Raw genomic sequence first — 15,203 nt, 5'->3', positions numbered from 1 at the left:
GGCAGGTCGATGGCGACCCGGCACCGGCAGGTCGATGGCGACCCGGCACCGGCAGGTCGATGGCGACCCGGCGGCGGCGACGGGATCAGGGCAGGCGGAGGGTCCAGCGGTAGGCCTGCACCAACCCGGTGTCGAAACCGGCGGCCGAACCCCACAGGAAGAGGCGGAAGCGTCGGTAGAGCGGCTCACCCCAGCGAGCCACGATCTCCTCCCGCGCGGCGTCCAGCCGGCGCGCCCACTCCCGGCAGGTCAGGTAGTAGTTGTGCCGGTCGTCGTCCAGACTGAGCAGTTCGAACGGCGAACGGGCCACCTGGCGCAGGTATTGGTGCAGGAGCAGTGGGGCGGAGGCCCCCGGATAGATGTACCGCTTCATGAACGTGGAAGCCGCGTGCTTGCGGCGCATCGCCAGCGCGTCCAGGTAGACCCGGCCGCCCGGCCGCAGGACCTCGGCGTACTTGCGTAGCGTGGTGCGGTAGTCGGGTAGGTGCTCGGTGACCCCCATGTTGACGATGGCGTCGAAGCGCCGGTCCGGGGTGTAGCCGAAGATGTGTTTGCGGATCACCCGTACCGGCAGCTGCTCCCGGTCGAAGAACTCGGTGAGGTAGCGCTCCGACTCCTTCGACAGCGTCGTCGTGGTGACGTTGACCCCCCGTCGGGCGGCGTGCTCGGCGAAGGCACCCCACCCACCACCAACCTCCAGGACGTGGTCGCCCGGCTGTACCCCGATCGCGTCCAGGGCGAGGTCCATCTTGCGGGTCATCGCGTCTTCGAGAGGCTCGTCGTCCGAGGCGAAGACGCCTTCGGTGTAGCAGCGGTGCCGGGTGTCGAGGAAGGTGAGGAAGAACTCCGAGTCCTCGTCGTAGTGGTGGGAGATGGTCCGGCGATCATCCTCCTGCCGGCCGCCGCGTACGACCGCGGGCAGAAAGCGACCCAGCCAGGCCATCGGATGGAAGTCGGAGAAGAACGCGCGCATCTTCAGGGCCGAGGCGAGATCACCCTCGACGTCGAGCCAGCCCTGTAGGTAGGCGACTGCCACGCCGAACTGGTCCAGATCGGCGAGCGCCTTCGCGCCACGCGGGTCGGCGACGCTGATGGTGAAGAGCGGATCGCCACTGCCGAACCGGTGCGCCGGTCCGCCGTTGGTCGTTACGGCGAACGGGAGCGCCGGTCGTGCGGCGAAGTACCGCACGTACCTGCGTTGCAGCGAGTCGACCAGGTCGGATGTTCCCACGGCGTCAATGTAGCGCTGCAGTCGCGTCCGCGGAGGGCGTTGAAAACACGACCGATAACATCGCAGGTGCCGAACCAGGGCGTCGTCCTTTTCGTCCCGATTGAAGGAGTCATCGTGTCCGCACCCCGTACCCCTGTCGTGGTCGACCCCGTCGTCGTCGCGGCCGGGACGACGGCGGCCGACGCGGTGGCCGCGGCGGGCTTGCCCACCAGCGGCCCGACCGCGATCGTGGTGGTCCGCGACCCCGACGGCGGGCTGCGTGACCTGGACTGGACACCGGAGGCCGACACCCCGGTCGAACCGGTCGCCATCGACTCGCCGGACGGGCTCAACGTGCTGCGGCACTCCACCGCCCACGTGCTCGCCCAGGCCGTGCAGGACATCTTCCCCGAGGCCAAGCTCGGCATCGGCCCGCCGATCGACAACGGCTTCTACTACGACTTCGCCGTCGACAAGCCGTTCCAGCCCGAGGACCTGGCCAAGCTCGAAAAGCGGATGCAGGAGATCATCAAGTCCGGGCAGCGGTTCCGCCGGCGGCGCTTCGAGAGCCTGGCGGAGGCAGCAGCCGAGCTGGCCACCGAGCCCTACAAGCTGGAGCTGATCGAGGTCAAGGGGGCCGAGGCGGGCGTCGGGGCCGGGCTCGACGCCGGTGAGGTGATGGAGGTCGGCGCCGGTGAGCTGACCATCTACGACAACCTCGCCGCCAACGAGGACAAGGTCTGCTGGTCCGACCTGTGCCGAGGGCCGCACCTGCCGAACACCCGGCTGATCGGGGCGTTCAAGCTGATGCGCTCGGCCGCCGCCTACTGGCGCGGCTCGGAGAAGAACCCGCAGCTACAGCGGGTGTACGGCACCGCGTGGCCGACCCGGGACGCGCTCAAGGCGTACCTGAAGCTGCTGGAGGAGGCGGCCCGCCGCGACCACCGCAAGCTCGGCCGCGACCTGGACCTGTTCAGCTTCCCCGACGAGCTCGGCTCGGGCCTGCCGGTCTTCCACCCCAAGGGCGGGGTGATCAAGCGGGAGATGGAGGACTACGTCCGTCGCCGGCACATCGAGGAGGGCTTCGAGTACGTCGGCACCCCGCACGTCTCCAAGCAGGGGCTCTTCGAGACCTCCGGCCACCTGCCGTACTACGCCGACACGATGTTCCCGCCGATGGAGCTGGAGGGCAGCGCCTACTACCTCAAGGCGATGAACTGCCCGATGCACAACCTGATCTACCGCTCGCGCGGGCGGTCGTACCGGGACCTGCCGCTGCGGCTGTTCGAGTTCGGCTCGGTCTACCGCTTCGAGAAGTCCGGCGTGGTGCACGGCCTGACCCGGGTGCGGGGTTTCGCCCAGGACGACTCGCACTCCTACGTCACCCCGGAGCAGGCCCCGGGCGAGATCCGGCACCTGCTGAACTTCATCCTCGGGCTGCTGCGCGACTTCGGCCTGGACGACTTCTACATCGAGCTCTCCACCCGAGACCCGAAGTCGGACAAGTTCATCGGCTCGGACGAGGAGTGGGAGAACGCGACCCGGGTGCTGGAGGAGGTTGCCCTGGAGACCGGCCTGGAGCTGGTCCCGGATCCGGGTGGCGCGGCCTACTACGGCCCGAAGATCTCCGTACAGGCCCGCGACGCCATCGGCCGGACCTGGCAGATGTCGACCATCCAGTACGACTTCAACCAGCCGGCCCGCTTCGGGCTGGAGTACCAGGCGGCGGATGGCACCCGGCAACAGCCGGTGATGATCCACTCAGCGAAGTTCGGCTCGATCGAGCGCTTCCTCGGGGTGCTCACCGAGCACTACGCCGGGGCGTTCCCGGCCTGGCTGGCACCGGTGCAGGTGGTCGGCATCCCGATCCGCGAGGAGCACACCGGCTACCTGGACGAGTTCGTGGCGGCGCTGCGGGCCGAGGGCATCCGGGCCGACGTGGACGCCTCCGACGACCGGATGCAGAAGAAGATCCGCAACGCCCAGCAGCAGAAGATCCCGTTCATGGCGATCGCCGGTGACGCCGACGTCGAGGCCGGTACGGTGTCGTTCCGCTACCGGGATGGCTCGCAGCGCAACGGCGTACCGCTGGCCGAGGCGGTGGCCCACGTCGTCGAGGTGGTTCGCTCCCGTACCAACGCGGGCCCGTCCGCTGAGTAGTTTGCTGTTAGGTGTTTCGAGTTAGGAAGGGCCCCTTCTTATCGCTTTCTGCATAGGAAGGGGCCCTTCCTAACGTCCGGTCAGGTCAGATGCCGCAGGTGGGGGCGGACCAGAACCGGGACGGAGAGTCGGCCACGTGTACGTGGTCGTTGTGTCCGACGTAACCCGGACCGAGGATCTGCGTGAAACCGTGGTAGCGGGCCTGCTGAGCGAGGCGACACAGCGAGTGCGGCCCGACACCGAGGTCGACCCCGTCGCCGTAGAGGTGACGGCTGTTTGAGGCCCCACCGACCGCGCTGTTGCAGGAATAGCTGCGGAACCCGCTGGTGACCCGGATCGACTGGTCGCCGAGGGCGTGCCGCAGTGCCTGGAGCTTCCACATCGACACCAGCGCGTTGGACCGGGCCGTGCCTGCCGCCACCGCCCCGCCGGACCAGGTGCTGTTGCAGCCGTTCAGTTCCGCGTAGCTGAAGTTGATCGGGGTGCAGTCGTTGTCCTGCAACGCGTAGAGCTTGCTGAACGTCTGCGGCCCGGCCGCGCCGTCGGCGGTGAGGCCGTACGCCTGCTGGAACCGGATCAGGGCGGACCGGGTTGCCGGACCGAAGGATCCGTCGAGCGCCAGCTCCGAGTTGTAGCCGGGGTAGCCGGAGATGCGGATCTGGAGTTGTCTGACGTCCTCGCCGGTCATTCCCGAGACGAGGGCACGTCCCCAGGTGTAGCAGCCGTCCGCCTGTGCGGCGGTGCCGGTCACGACGACGCCGACCAGGGTGGTGGCGGCGGCGAGGGCACAGGCCGCGAGCAGTCTGCCCAGCCGCCGGACCATCGAAGCGGTACGTAGAGCCATGAGACCTCCATCGATGAATATCAGGATTATTGGATGAAAGTTTCATGATGTTGGCGTTGGAGGTCAAGAGCCTTCATTCGTTGACATTGTTTCGAACTACCGATCTGCTCCGGTACCTGGTGAGGGGGCGGCGACGGCATGGCCACCCCGATCGCGCCGAACCGTAGGATCGGCGGTGTGACAGGGGTGGATTGGCGCGCGGGCACCGCGATGGCAGACGGGTTGGAGCGGCTCTGGACGCCGCATCGGATGACCTACATCTCCGGCGGTGACCGACCGGCCGGGGGCTACGAGGAACCGGCCGGCTGCCCGTTCTGTCGGGCACCCGGGCAGGAGCCGGGGGAGAGCCTGGTGGTCGCCCGGGGGCGGCACGTCTTCGTGGTGCTCAACCTCTACCCGTACAACCCGGGGCACCTGCTGGTCTGCCCCTACCGGCACGTCGCCGACTACACCGACCTGAACGAGGCGGAGACCGTTGAACTCGGTGTCTTCACCCAGACCGCGATGCGGGTGATCCGTCAGGTCAGCAACGCCCACGGGTTCAACCTGGGCATGAACCAGGGCGGCGTGGCAGGTGCCGGCATCGCCGCCCACCTGCACCAGCACGTGGTGCCACGCTGGGGCGGCGATGCCAACTTCATGCCGGTCATCGGCCAGACCAAGGTGCTGCCGCAGTTGCTCGCCGACACCCGGGACATGCTCGCCGAAGCCTGGCCGGCCTGAGCGGACCCGCCGGTAGCTACTCAGGCCGGCCGACGTGAACCGACCCGGCCGGCCGGTAGCTACTCAGGCCGGCCGGCCTGAGCGGACCCGCCGGCCTGAGCCTGAGCGGGCATCGGCCGCTAGCTACTCCCCGGCTAGGGCGCTCTTGCGGGTCTGCTCGGCGAGGTGGGCGGGCATCGGGTCGTACCGGGCGAAGGACCGTCGGAAGGTGCCGGTACCCGAGGTCATCGACCGGAGTTCGACGGCGTACCGGATCAGTTCGGTGGCGGGCACCTCGGCTCGGACCAGGGTCCGCTCGCCGCTCTCGTCGGGTTCGGTGCCCAGCACCCGGCCACGCCGGCCGGAGAGGTCGCTCATCACCGCGCCGACGAACGAGTCGGGAACCCGGACGACCACATCGTCGACCGGTTCCAGGAGGAGGATCTGCCCCTTCTCGGCGGCGTCGCGCAGGGCCAGGGCCCCGGCGGTCTGGAAGGCGGCGTCCGAGGAGTCGACGCTGTGCGCCTTACCGTCGAACAGGGTCACCCGTACGTCCACCACCGGATGACCGGCGACGATGCCCCGATCCATCTGGGTGCGTACCCCCTTCTCCACGGAGGGGATGTAGTTGTGCGGCACGGCACCACCGACCACCCGGTCCACGAATTCGAAACCGCCGCCCCGGGGCAGCGGCTCCACCTCGATGTCGCAGACCGCGTACTGGCCGTGGCCGCCGGACTGCTTGACGTGCCGGCCATGCCCCTTCGAGTTGGCCGCGAAGGTCTCCCGCAGGGCGACCCGCACCGGTTCGGTGTCCAGGTCGACCCCACCGGCCCGCAGCCGGTCGAGCACCACGTCGGCGTGCGCCTCGCCCATGCACCACAGCACCAACTGGTGGGTCTCCGGGTTGCGCTCCAGCCGCATCGTCGGATCGCCGGCCACCAGCCGGGCCAGGTTCTTGGCCAGCGCGTCCTCGTCGGACCGGGTCTTGGCGACGATCGCCACCGGCAGCAGTGGTTCGGGCATCTCCCACGGGGCGATGAGCAGCGGATCGTCCTTGGCGGAGATGGTGTCGCCGGTCTCCGCCGTACCCGATTTGGTGATCGCGCAGATGTCGCCTGCCCGGCATTCCGGCACCTCGCGCAGGGTCGCGCCGAGCGGCGAGTAGATGTGGGCGACCCGCTCGTCCGCGTCGTGGTCGGGGTGCCCCCGTTCGGCCATGCCGTGTCCGGAGATGTGCAGGGTCTGCTCCGGCCGTAGCGTGCCGGAGAAGACCCGGACCAGGGACACCCGGCCGACGTGCCGGTCGATGGTGGTCTTGACCACCTCGGCGACCAGGGGGCCGTCCGGGTCACAGGTCAGCGGCGGCCGGGGCGAGCCATCGGTCCCGACGACGGCGGGCAACTCGTGTTCCAGCGGCGACGGGAACCCGGCGGTCAGCACCTCCAGCAGGCCGTCGAGGCCCACTCCGGTCTCCGCGCACACCGGCACCACCGGGTAGAAGTGTCCCCGGGCCACGGCCCGCTCCAGGTCCTCGATGAGCAGCGAGACCTCGATCTCCTCACCGCCGAGGTAGCGGTCCATGAGGGTCTCGTCCTCGCTCTCGGCGATGATGCCCTCGATCAGCTCGTCCCGAGATTCGGCGATGGCGGGCAGGTGTTCCGGATCCGGGTCCCGGACGACCGCCGGCAGGCCAGCGGTGTAGTCGAAGACCCGCCGGGTGATCAGCCCCAGCAGACCGGCGATCGAGACACCGTCGTCACCGAGCATCGGCAGGTAGAGCGGCATGACGTTGTCGCCGAAGACGCGCTGGCACAGCGCCACCGTCTCGTCGAAGTCGGCCCGGGGGTGGTCCAGTCGGGCGACGGCGACGGCCCGGGGCATGTCGACCGCCGCGCACTCCTCCCACAGGGCGGCGGTGGCGGCGTCCATGCCGTCCACGGCGGAGACGACGAACAGGGCGGCGTCGGCGGCCCGCAGTCCGGCGCGCAGCTCACCGACGAAGTCGGCGTACCCGGGGGTGTCCAGCAGGTTGATCTTTACGCCGTCGTGGACGAGCGGCGCGCAGGCCAGACTCACCGAACGCTGTTGGCGGATCGCGGCGGGATCGTGGTCGCAGACGGTGGTGCCGTCGGTGACGGTACCCGCCCGGCTGACCGTGCCGGTCGCGGAGAGCAACGCCTCGATCAGGGTGGTCTTACCGGCCCCGGAGTGACCGACGAGCACCACGTTGCGAACCCTGCCGGGCTCGGTCACCACCGGCGTCGCGCCGGTGACTCCCTTCTCCTGATTCCTCTGCGCCATTCGGGCGCACCTCCCTAGGCCGATGGATGGTGGCGACCGCCGCGCGCGACGGGGGAGCTGCCCGGGCGATTCCTGCGGCGATATCCTCGGGTGGCGTGTTGCGTGCTGGGAACCTGCCAGGCAGTCGGGTGACCTACCTCACGTTCCTCTACCGATCCCACACCCGTATCGGTCCGTACACAACCCCGCGACGCGAAGTAGGCGCCACCGTGCGTACCGCTGCGGCCCGGCGACCGATATCGTGAGACCGCCATGGCGAAGATCTTCCAAGTGTCGGCCCGGGCGGGTATGGCCCGCGTTGTCGAACCAATCGCACGTACCCTCCTGCGTCGCGGGGTGTCCCCGAACGCGGTCACGGTCGCGGGCACTGTCGGCGTACTCATCGGCGCGATCGGATTCGGTGCCCGTGGGCACCTGGTCGCGGGCGCCCTCATCGTCACCGTGTTCGCGCTCACCGACCTGCTCGACGGGACGATGGCCCGAATGCGGGGCGGCTCCAGCAAATTCGGCGCCTTCCTGGATTCGAGCATGGACCGGATCGCCGACGGCGCCATCTTCGGCGCGGTGACCTACTGGCTGGCCAGCCAGGGTGACTCCTGGGGGGTCGCGGCGGCGCTCATCTGCCTGGTCGCCGGACAGATCGTCTCCTACGTCAAGGCCCGCGCCGAAGGGCTGGGCATGACCTGCAACGTGGGGCTCGCCGAGCGCACCGAACGACTGATCATCGTCGGGGTCGGCGGGCTGCTCAGCGCGGTCGTCGACTGGGGGCTGACCGCAGCGCTCTGGGTGCTGGCGGTCCTGTCGCTGATCACCGTGGGACAGCGGATCGCCCACGTGTACCGCCAGGCGCAGCGGGCCGAGCTGGACGTGGACGCGTGAATCTGGCCGAACTCGGTTATCTTGCCGGCTGGCGCGTCGTACGGGCGCTGCCTCGGCCGCTGGCCGAGGCGGTCTTCCGCGCGGGTGCCGACCATGCCCACCGCAAGGGCGGCCGGGGTACGGCGAGACTCGCCGCCAACCTCCGCCGGGTGGTCGGTCCGGAGCTGCCGGAGGCGGAACTCGACGCGTTGACCCGTCGCGGCCTGCGCTCCTACGCCCGGTACTGGATGGAGGTGTTCCGGCTGCCCTCCCTGTCCCAGGAGCAGGTACGTCGCGGGTTCCGGCTGGAGCGGCACGAGTTGCTGGCCGAGGACGTGGCCGCCGGTCGGGGCGCGGTGGTGGCGTTGCCACACGGCGGCAACTGGGACGCCGCCGGGGCCTGGGTGGCGGCGATGGGTTGGCCGTTGACCACGGTTGCCGAGCGGCTCAAGCCGGAGGCGGTCGCCGAGCGGTTCCTCGCCTTCCGGGAAGGGCTCGGGATGGAGATCATCCCGAGCCACGGCGGGCCGCGGCCACCGTTTGACATCCTGGTCGAGCGGCTACGCGCCGGACATGTCGTACCGCTACTCGCCGACCGGGACCTCTCCGCGCGGGGTGTGGAGGTGACCTTCTTCGGCGGCCGTACCCGGATGCCGGCTGGGCCGGCGCTGCTCGCCATCCGGACCGGCGCGCCACTCTACGTCGCCTCGATGTGGTACGAACCGGACATGGCGTGCGCCCGGCTGGAGGGCCCACTGGAGGTGCCCGACCCGGAGAGCGGCTCACTGGACCAGCGGGTTCGGGCGCTCACCCAACAGGTGGCCGACCGCCTGGCGGCGGGCATCGCCGCGCACCCGGAGGACTGGCACATGCTGCAACGCATCTGGCTTGACGACCCGTCGGACGCCGTCACCACCGCCCCGGCGGAGCCGGTCGGGGTCAGCCCGACGACGGGCGACCCGTCGGTGTCCGCACCGTTGGCCGGTGACCCCGCTGGGGCGAGTCCGTCGACGGGGGAGTCCGCCAGAATGCGCCCCCCGTCCACGTCCGGGCCGGTCTGAGAGGCGGCGCCAGTGCGGATCGGCATCGTGTGCCCGTACTCGTTTGACGTTCCGGGCGGGGTGCAGAACCACATCATGGACCTTGCCGAGGCGTTGATCAGCCTCGGTCACGAGGTCAGCGTGTTGGCCCCCGCAGACGAGGACGCGCCGCTGCCGCCGTACGTGGTGCCGGCCGGGCGCTCGGTGCCGTTCCCCTACAACGGCTCGGTCGCCCGGATCACCTTCGGCCCGGTTTCCACCGCCCGGGTACGCCGCTGGCTGGCCCGGGGCGACTTCGACGTGCTGCACGTTCACGAGCCGTTCGTACTCAGCCTGTCGCTGTTGGCCGTGTTGTCCTCCCGGGGACCGGTGGTGGCGACCTTCCACACCGCGATGACCAGGTCGAAGGCGATGGCCGCCGCGCAGGGCATCCTGCAACTCGTGCTGGAGCGGATCACCGCTCGCATCGCGGTCAGCGCGTTGGCCCGAAAGGTGCAGGTGGAACACCTCGACGGGGGCGCGGTGGAGATCCCCAACGGGGTCGCGGTGGCGAAGTTCGCCGACGCTGAGCCGCTGCCGGGCTGGCCCGGCGAGTGTCGCCCGGGTGAGGGCGGAGCACTGGGCTTCCTGGGCCGGTTCACCGAGCCGCGCAAGGGCTTCCCGGTGCTGCGCGAGGCGTTCGTGGCCCTGGCCGAGCAGCGGCCCGGACTGCGGCTGCTGGTGGCCGGGCCGGGCGACGTGGCCGACCTGCACGAGGGGGTGCCACCTCACCTGCGGGACCGGATCACCTTCCTCGGCATGGTTCCCGAGGAGGAGAAGGCGCGGATGTTGCGCAGCGTCGACCTCTACGTGGCCCCCAACATCGGCGGCGAGTCGTTCGGGATGATCCTGACCGAGGCGATGGCGGCCGGGACGACGGTTGTGGCCAGCGACCTGGACGCGTTCCGTCGGGTGCTGGACGGCGGCCGCGCTGGGCAGCTCTTCCCCACGGGTGATTCGGTGGCGTTGCGTCAGGCGCTCGCCGAACTCCTGGACGACCCGGACCGGCGCACGGAGTTGTCGGAGTGCGCTACGCAGGTGGTGTCATCCTTCGACTGGCCGGTGGTTGCTCGTCGAGTTCTTGAGGTATACGAGACAGCGATCGAGGCCACCCACGGTCGGGTGATCGACGAGGAGTGGATTGAACCGCGCTGACCGGTATCGGATGTGGTATCGGATGTGGCGTGGGTTCGCAGAAGCGCCGTGGGCGTCGGATGCGCCGTCGCCGGACTGAATGGGAGCGACACTACGATGCCGGGCATGTGGTGGGTGGTGGGCATCGTCGTGGTGGTTGTCCTGACGTCGGCGTACCTGGCGTGGACGGCGGCCCGGGTCGATCGGCTCCACCGGCGGGTCGAGGCGGCCGCACGGGGGTTGGACGCGCACCTGTTGCGTCGGGCCGCGGCCGCCGCGGTGCTGGCTGAGGAGTGTTACGCCGTTGAGTTGTACGCGGCCGCCCGGATCGCCCTAGATGCCGGACCCGACGAGCGGGAGGCCGCCGAGAACGACCTGACCCGCCAGTTGCGCAGTACTCCACTGGGACCGGACGATCAGGCGGCGGAGGCCGTGATCGGGGCCAGCCGGCGGTTGGTGCTGGCTCGTCAGGTGCACACCGACCTGGTCCGGGACGCCCTGTCCGTACGGCGACGTCCGGTCGTACGGTTGTTGCGTATGTCCCGCAAGCATGAGCGTCCCCGCTACTTCGACGTGGACGACCCGACCCTCACCCCGGAGCCCTTGTCGGTGGCGTGAGCCCCCGGTGATCGGGTCCGGCCGTTGGGGTGATCGGTGCCCCCAGCGCAGGGCGTGAGCGGTGCCACAGGGCAGGCCACCAGTGGGTCGATTGGCTGTCGGTCCGGGGCCGAGCCCGCAGTAGCATCGGGGCTGAGTCGCATTTCACCACCTCTGAGGAGCGAAAACGCCGTGTCCGAAGCCGCTACGCAGTCTGCTGCCACCACGCCCGTAACCGGCACCGCCCGCGTGAAGCGGGGAATGGCCGAGATGCTCAAGGGCGGTGTGATCATGGACGTGGTCAACGCCGAGCAGGCGAAGATCGCCGAGGATGCGGGTGCCGTCGCGGTGATGGCGCTGGAGCGGGTGCCGGCCGACATCCGGGCCCAGGGCGGCGTCTCCCGGATGAGCGACCCCGACATGATCGACGGGATCATCAACGCCGTCTCGATTCCGGTGATGGCCAAGGCCCGGATTGGGCACTTCGTCGAGGCGCAGGTGCTTCAGGCGCTCGGCGTCGACTACGTCGACGAGTCCGAGGTGCTCACCCCCGCCGACTACGCCAACCACATCGACAAGTGGGCTTTCACCGTGCCGTTCGTGTGCGGGGCGACCAACCTGGGCGAGGCGCTGCGTCGGATCACCGAGGGTGCCGCGATGATCCGTTCCAAGGGCGAAGCGGGCACCGGTGACGTCTCCAACGCCACCACCCACATGCGCAAGATCCGGGACGAGATCCGCCGGCTGACCTCGCTGCCGACCGACGAGCTGTACGTCGCGGCGAAGGAGCTGCAGGCACCGTACGAACTGGTCAAGGAGGTCGCCGAGACCGGCAAGCTGCCGGTGGTGCTCTTCACCGCCGGGGGTATCGCCACCCCGGCCGACGCGGCGATGATGATGCAGCTCGGTGCCGAGGGCGTCTTCGTCGGCTCCGGCATCTTCAAGTCCGGCAACCCGGAGCAGCGGGCCGCCGCGATCGTCAAGGCGACCACCTTCTACGACGACCCGGACGTGCTGGCCAAGGTGTCCCGTGGCCTGGGCGAGGCGATGGTCGGCATCAACGTCGACGACATCCCCGTCCCACACCGGCTTGCCGAGCGCGGCTGGTGATGGCGCGCCCCACCATCGGTGTGCTCGCCCTGCAGGGCGACGTACGCGAACACGCGAACGCGTTGGTCGAGAGCGGTGTCGCCGCCCGGCCGGTGCGTCGCCCCGACGAGCTTGACGAGGTCGACGGCCTGGTGATTCCGGGCGGCGAGTCGACCACGATGAGCAAGCTGGCCGACGTGTTCGGGCTGGCCGACCCGATCCGGAAGCGGATCGCTGACGGCATGCCGGTCTACGGCTCCTGCGCCGGGATGATCATGCTCGCCACCGAGGTGCTCGACGGCCGGCCCGACCAGCGCGGCTTCGACGGGATCGAGATGACCGTACGGCGTAACGCGTTCGGTCGGCAGGTCGACTCGTTCGAGGCACCGGTGGAGATCAGCGGCGTTCCCGGGCCGGCCTTTCACGCGATCTTCATCCGGGCACCCTGGGTCGAGCGGGTCGCCGACGGGGTGGAGGTGTTGGGCCGGGTGACCGACGGTCCGGCCGCCGGCCGGGTGGTGGCGGTCCGGCAGGGCAACCTGCTTGCCACCGCCTTCCACCCGGAACTGACGGGTGATCTGCGCGTACACCGCTATTTCGTGGACATGGTCCGGGCCACGGTCTGAGGCAGCGCTAGACGATCCATTCCAAGGGGTGCGGGGCTACGCAAGGAAGCGAGGGTTAGCGCGGAAACTTTTTCGGCCTCTGACCCGAAAAAGTTTCCGCGTTGTTCCGATCATGGCCATGCCCTCGCTTCTTCACGCAGATGCACCCCTGGAACAGATCGTCTAGATCTTGGCGCGGGTGGCCGCCCCGGTAGCTAGGGGCGGTAAGCCACCAAGAACTGTCAGCGGAGCGCCGCCGGTGGTGGTGTGGTTACGGCGCGGCGGGCCGCCGGTAAGATTGGCCCGTTTCAGGAGCCGAGCCTGGCCGCGGCTGCCTTCGCGCATCATGACCACCGGGTTGTGCATCGATCACGGTGGAAATTGGGCGGAATGTGGAGATCGTGGAGGGTGACGCCGAGTCGGGGTAGCTACGGAGGTCATCCATGTCCGGCCACTCAAAGTGGGCGACGACCAAGCACAAGAAGGCGGTCATCGACGCCAAGCGCGGCAAGATGTTCGCCAAGCTGATCAAGAACGTCGAGGTGGCGGCACGTACTGGCGGTGGTGACCCGGCGGGGAACCCGACCCTGTTCGACGCCATCCAGAAGGCCAAGAAGAGCTCGGTCCCCAACGACAACATCGATCGTGCGGTCAAGCGCGGCTCCGGCCTGGAGGCCGGCGGCGCGGACTGGCAGACCGTGATGTACGAGGGCTACGGCCCGAATGGTGTGGCGCTGCTCATCGAGTGCCTGACCGACAACCGCAACCGGGCCGCGACCGAGGTACGCACCGCGCTGACCCGTAACGGCGGTTCGCTCGCCGACGCCGGCTCGGTGTCGTACATGTTCTCCCGCAAGGGTGTGGTGATTGTCCCCAAGGCTGGTCTCTCCGAGGACGACGTGCTGATGGCGGTGCTTGACGCCGGTGCCGAGGAGGTCAACGACCTGGGCGAGGCGTACGAGGTGGTCTCCGAGCCGGGTGACCTCATCCCGGTCCGCACCGCACTGCAGGACGCCGGCATCGAGTACGAGTCGGCCGAGTCCTCCCTCATCCCCAGCGTCAACGTGCCGCTGGACGAGGAGGGCGCGCGCAAGGTCTTCAAGCTGATCGACGTGCTGGAGGACTGCGACGACGTGCAGAACGTCTACGGCAACTTCGACGTCTCCGACGAGGTCATGGAGGCCGTCGGCTGACGGTCCTGACCGGTGACGCCACCGGGCGGTAGTCCGGCCTGGAGTTCGATAATCCGGCCCGGAGTCCGATTGTTGTTCGGCCTGGAGTCGAGGGTGAGGGGGTGGCGGATGACCACGACTGGGACTACCGAACCGGAGAGCCGGTTCGCCCCCGGTGATGTCGTGGTACGGCGGGAGATCCTGCTCGACGAGGTGTGGTTCGCCTTCCCGACGATCTGCGTCGAGGATTCCGACGATCTCCTCGCCCTCTACGTGCCCACCGGCACGGTCTTCGGTTTCCCGGAGACCGGCCGGTTTCCCACCGGTAGGCACCCCTGGCAGGCTGAACGCAGCCAATGGTCCGGGCACGGGAAACTGATGCTGCACCGGCCGGGGGAAGCGCACTCGATCGACGTCTTCTGGACCGGTCCGGAACGGTCCTTCGCGGGTTGGTACTTCAATCTGCAGGACCCGTTTCGGCGTACCCGGATCGGCATCGACACCCTCGATCACGAGTTGGACCTGTGGTGGGCGGCGGACGCCGACCGCTACGCCTGGAAGGACGTCGAGGAGTTCGAGCAGCGTCTGGTGGCGGGACGCTATCCGGGCCGAGCGGCGGCGATTCGGGCCGAAGGACACCGAATCGCCGCTCTCCTCGATGCGGGGCATCGGTGGTGGGACGAGGGCTGGGCCAGGTGGCAGCCGGATCCCGCCTGGCTGCCCCCGTCCCTACCATCGAACTGGACGGACCTGCCGGTCACCGCTCACCGGGACAGCCCGCCGTTGCCGGTCAGCTCCTGACCACCGCGATCTGGAGTTCGGTCACTCCCTTCTCAGCGGCGTCCGGGTGGTAGTCGAGGTAGATCTCCCGGTGCAGGCCGACCGGTCGGTAGCCGTTGGCGTCGATCCATCGGGCGAGGATCTGGTCACTACGCTGCACGTCGGTCATCGGTCCATGGTGGATGATCGAGGCGGCGAGGTCGACCGCCGGCAGGTCCACGACCGCGAAGTCGTAACCGGGCCGAGGGCCGACCGTCACGGGCAGCGCGGCGTGTACGACGACCGCATCATCGCCGGCCTCGTCCGGTGCCGCCTCGTAGTAGGCGAACGACGGCCCGGTCGGGGTTACCCCGGCGGCCTCGGTCCGTCGGTACAGCTCCGGGTAGAGCGGGCCGATGGCCGGCCCGATGTGCTCCGGGCCGTAGCTCGCGGCGATGGCCGTCAACTCGGCGACCCGGATCGGGCTGAGCTTCTTGAGTACGACTTCCTCGGTGTCCATGTGGCCTTCCTCTTCGATCATCCGGAGCCTCGCCTCCACCGTGGAGAGCCGGACCGCGTCCGCCGCCATCTGGGCGGCTAAGGCGTGTTTCATAAGCTGGTCAGAGCCACTCGGTGATGATGGTGATGGTCAGGACGGCTTGGAAGCGGACCGCCAGCTTGTCGTATCGA

General features: G+C 69.2%; 13 protein-coding genes and 1 pseudogene. 10 read left to right on the top strand and 4 right to left on the bottom strand.

Annotation, left to right across the window (positions count from 1 at the left end; all coding sequences use genetic code 11):
• Window positions 1–85: 85 nt before the first annotated feature.
• On the bottom strand, window positions 86–1,231 hold the full coding sequence (locus ACWDV4_RS23695) for a class I SAM-dependent methyltransferase (protein WP_449982452.1): 1,146 nt from the start codon (window positions 1,229–1,231) through the stop codon (window positions 86–88).
• A 114-nt stretch (window positions 1,232–1,345) separates the two neighbouring features.
• Here ACWDV4_RS23695 and thrS point away from each other — a divergent pair, with 114 nt between their 5' ends.
• A complete protein-coding gene (thrS, locus tag ACWDV4_RS23690; protein ID WP_449982449.1) occupies window positions 1,346–3,370 on the top strand; it encodes a threonine--tRNA ligase in 2,025 nt (674 codons plus the stop codon).
• Between the two features lie 85 nt (window positions 3,371–3,455).
• On the opposite strand, the gene ACWDV4_RS23685 is transcribed toward thrS, so the two are convergent.
• Window positions 3,456–4,214: a D-Ala-D-Ala carboxypeptidase family metallohydrolase gene (locus ACWDV4_RS23685; RefSeq protein WP_449982447.1), complete on the bottom strand. Its 759-nt coding sequence runs from the start codon at window positions 4,212–4,214 to the stop codon at window positions 3,456–3,458.
• 210 nt (window positions 4,215–4,424) lie between these two features.
• Here ACWDV4_RS23685 and ACWDV4_RS23680 point away from each other — a divergent pair, with 210 nt between their 5' ends.
• Window positions 4,425–4,937 (top strand): HIT family protein, encoded by a 513-nt coding sequence (locus ACWDV4_RS23680; protein WP_449982664.1) that lies wholly within the window; start codon window positions 4,425–4,427, stop codon window positions 4,935–4,937.
• A 123-nt stretch (window positions 4,938–5,060) separates the two neighbouring features.
• On the opposite strand, the gene ACWDV4_RS23675 is transcribed toward ACWDV4_RS23680, so the two are convergent.
• Window positions 5,061–7,220 carry an elongation factor G-like protein EF-G2 gene (locus ACWDV4_RS23675; protein ID WP_449982444.1) on the bottom strand — a complete coding sequence of 720 codons (2,160 nt, stop codon included), beginning with the start codon at window positions 7,218–7,220 and terminating at the stop codon, window positions 5,061–5,063.
• 252 nt (window positions 7,221–7,472) lie between these two features.
• On the opposite strand from ACWDV4_RS23675, the gene pgsA reads away from it, so the two are divergent.
• The 8 genes and pseudogenes from pgsA to ACWDV4_RS23635 all read left to right on the top strand — a co-directional run bounded on the left by pgsA (window position 7,473) and on the right by ACWDV4_RS23635 (window position 14,555).
• A complete protein-coding gene (gene pgsA / locus ACWDV4_RS23670) occupies window positions 7,473–8,099 on the top strand; it encodes a phosphatidylinositol phosphate synthase (protein WP_449982441.1) in 627 nt (208 codons plus the stop codon).
• Window positions 8,096–9,034, top strand: a pseudogene (locus tag ACWDV4_RS23665) (phosphatidylinositol mannoside acyltransferase); the annotation flags it as partial. The gene pgsA and the pseudogene ACWDV4_RS23665, both read left to right, overlap by 4 nt.
• A 117-nt stretch (window positions 9,035–9,151) precedes the next feature.
• A complete protein-coding gene (locus ACWDV4_RS23660; protein WP_449982439.1) occupies window positions 9,152–10,312 on the top strand; it encodes a glycosyltransferase family 4 protein in 1,161 nt (386 codons plus the stop codon).
• A gap of 96 nt (window positions 10,313–10,408) precedes the next feature.
• Window positions 10,409–10,909: a hypothetical protein gene (locus tag ACWDV4_RS23655; RefSeq protein WP_449982437.1), complete on the top strand. Its 501-nt coding sequence runs from the start codon at window positions 10,409–10,411 to the stop codon at window positions 10,907–10,909.
• Window positions 10,910–11,080: 171 nt separating this feature from the next.
• Entirely contained in the window at window positions 11,081–11,998 is a 918-nt protein-coding gene (gene pdxS / locus ACWDV4_RS23650) for a pyridoxal 5'-phosphate synthase lyase subunit PdxS (RefSeq protein WP_449982434.1), read from the top strand.
• Window positions 11,998–12,603, top strand: a complete 606-nt coding sequence (gene pdxT, locus ACWDV4_RS23645) for a pyridoxal 5'-phosphate synthase glutaminase subunit PdxT (protein WP_449982431.1) — start codon at window positions 11,998–12,000, stop codon at window positions 12,601–12,603. Before pdxS ends, pdxT begins: the two co-directional genes overlap by 1 nt.
• Before the next feature lie 422 nt (window positions 12,604–13,025).
• Window positions 13,026–13,775, top strand: a complete 750-nt coding sequence (locus ACWDV4_RS23640; protein WP_449982429.1) for a YebC/PmpR family DNA-binding transcriptional regulator — start codon at window positions 13,026–13,028, stop codon at window positions 13,773–13,775.
• Between the two features lie 108 nt (window positions 13,776–13,883).
• Window positions 13,884–14,555 (top strand): DUF402 domain-containing protein, encoded by a 672-nt coding sequence (locus ACWDV4_RS23635; RefSeq protein ID WP_449982426.1) that lies wholly within the window; start codon window positions 13,884–13,886, stop codon window positions 14,553–14,555.
• Here the strand turns inward: ACWDV4_RS23635 and ACWDV4_RS23630 are convergent.
• Window positions 14,545–15,126, bottom strand: coding sequence for a GyrI-like domain-containing protein (locus tag ACWDV4_RS23630; RefSeq protein WP_449982423.1), 582 nt, complete (start codon window positions 15,124–15,126; stop codon window positions 14,545–14,547). The genes ACWDV4_RS23635 and ACWDV4_RS23630 overlap by 11 nt on opposite strands.
• Window positions 15,127–15,203 lie beyond the last annotated feature (77 nt).

The sequence above is a fragment of the Micromonospora sp. NPDC003197 genome (assembly GCF_053590565.1).
Note: the sequence above shows the minus strand (reverse complement) of the source record. Positions and strands in the feature narration are given on the sequence as shown.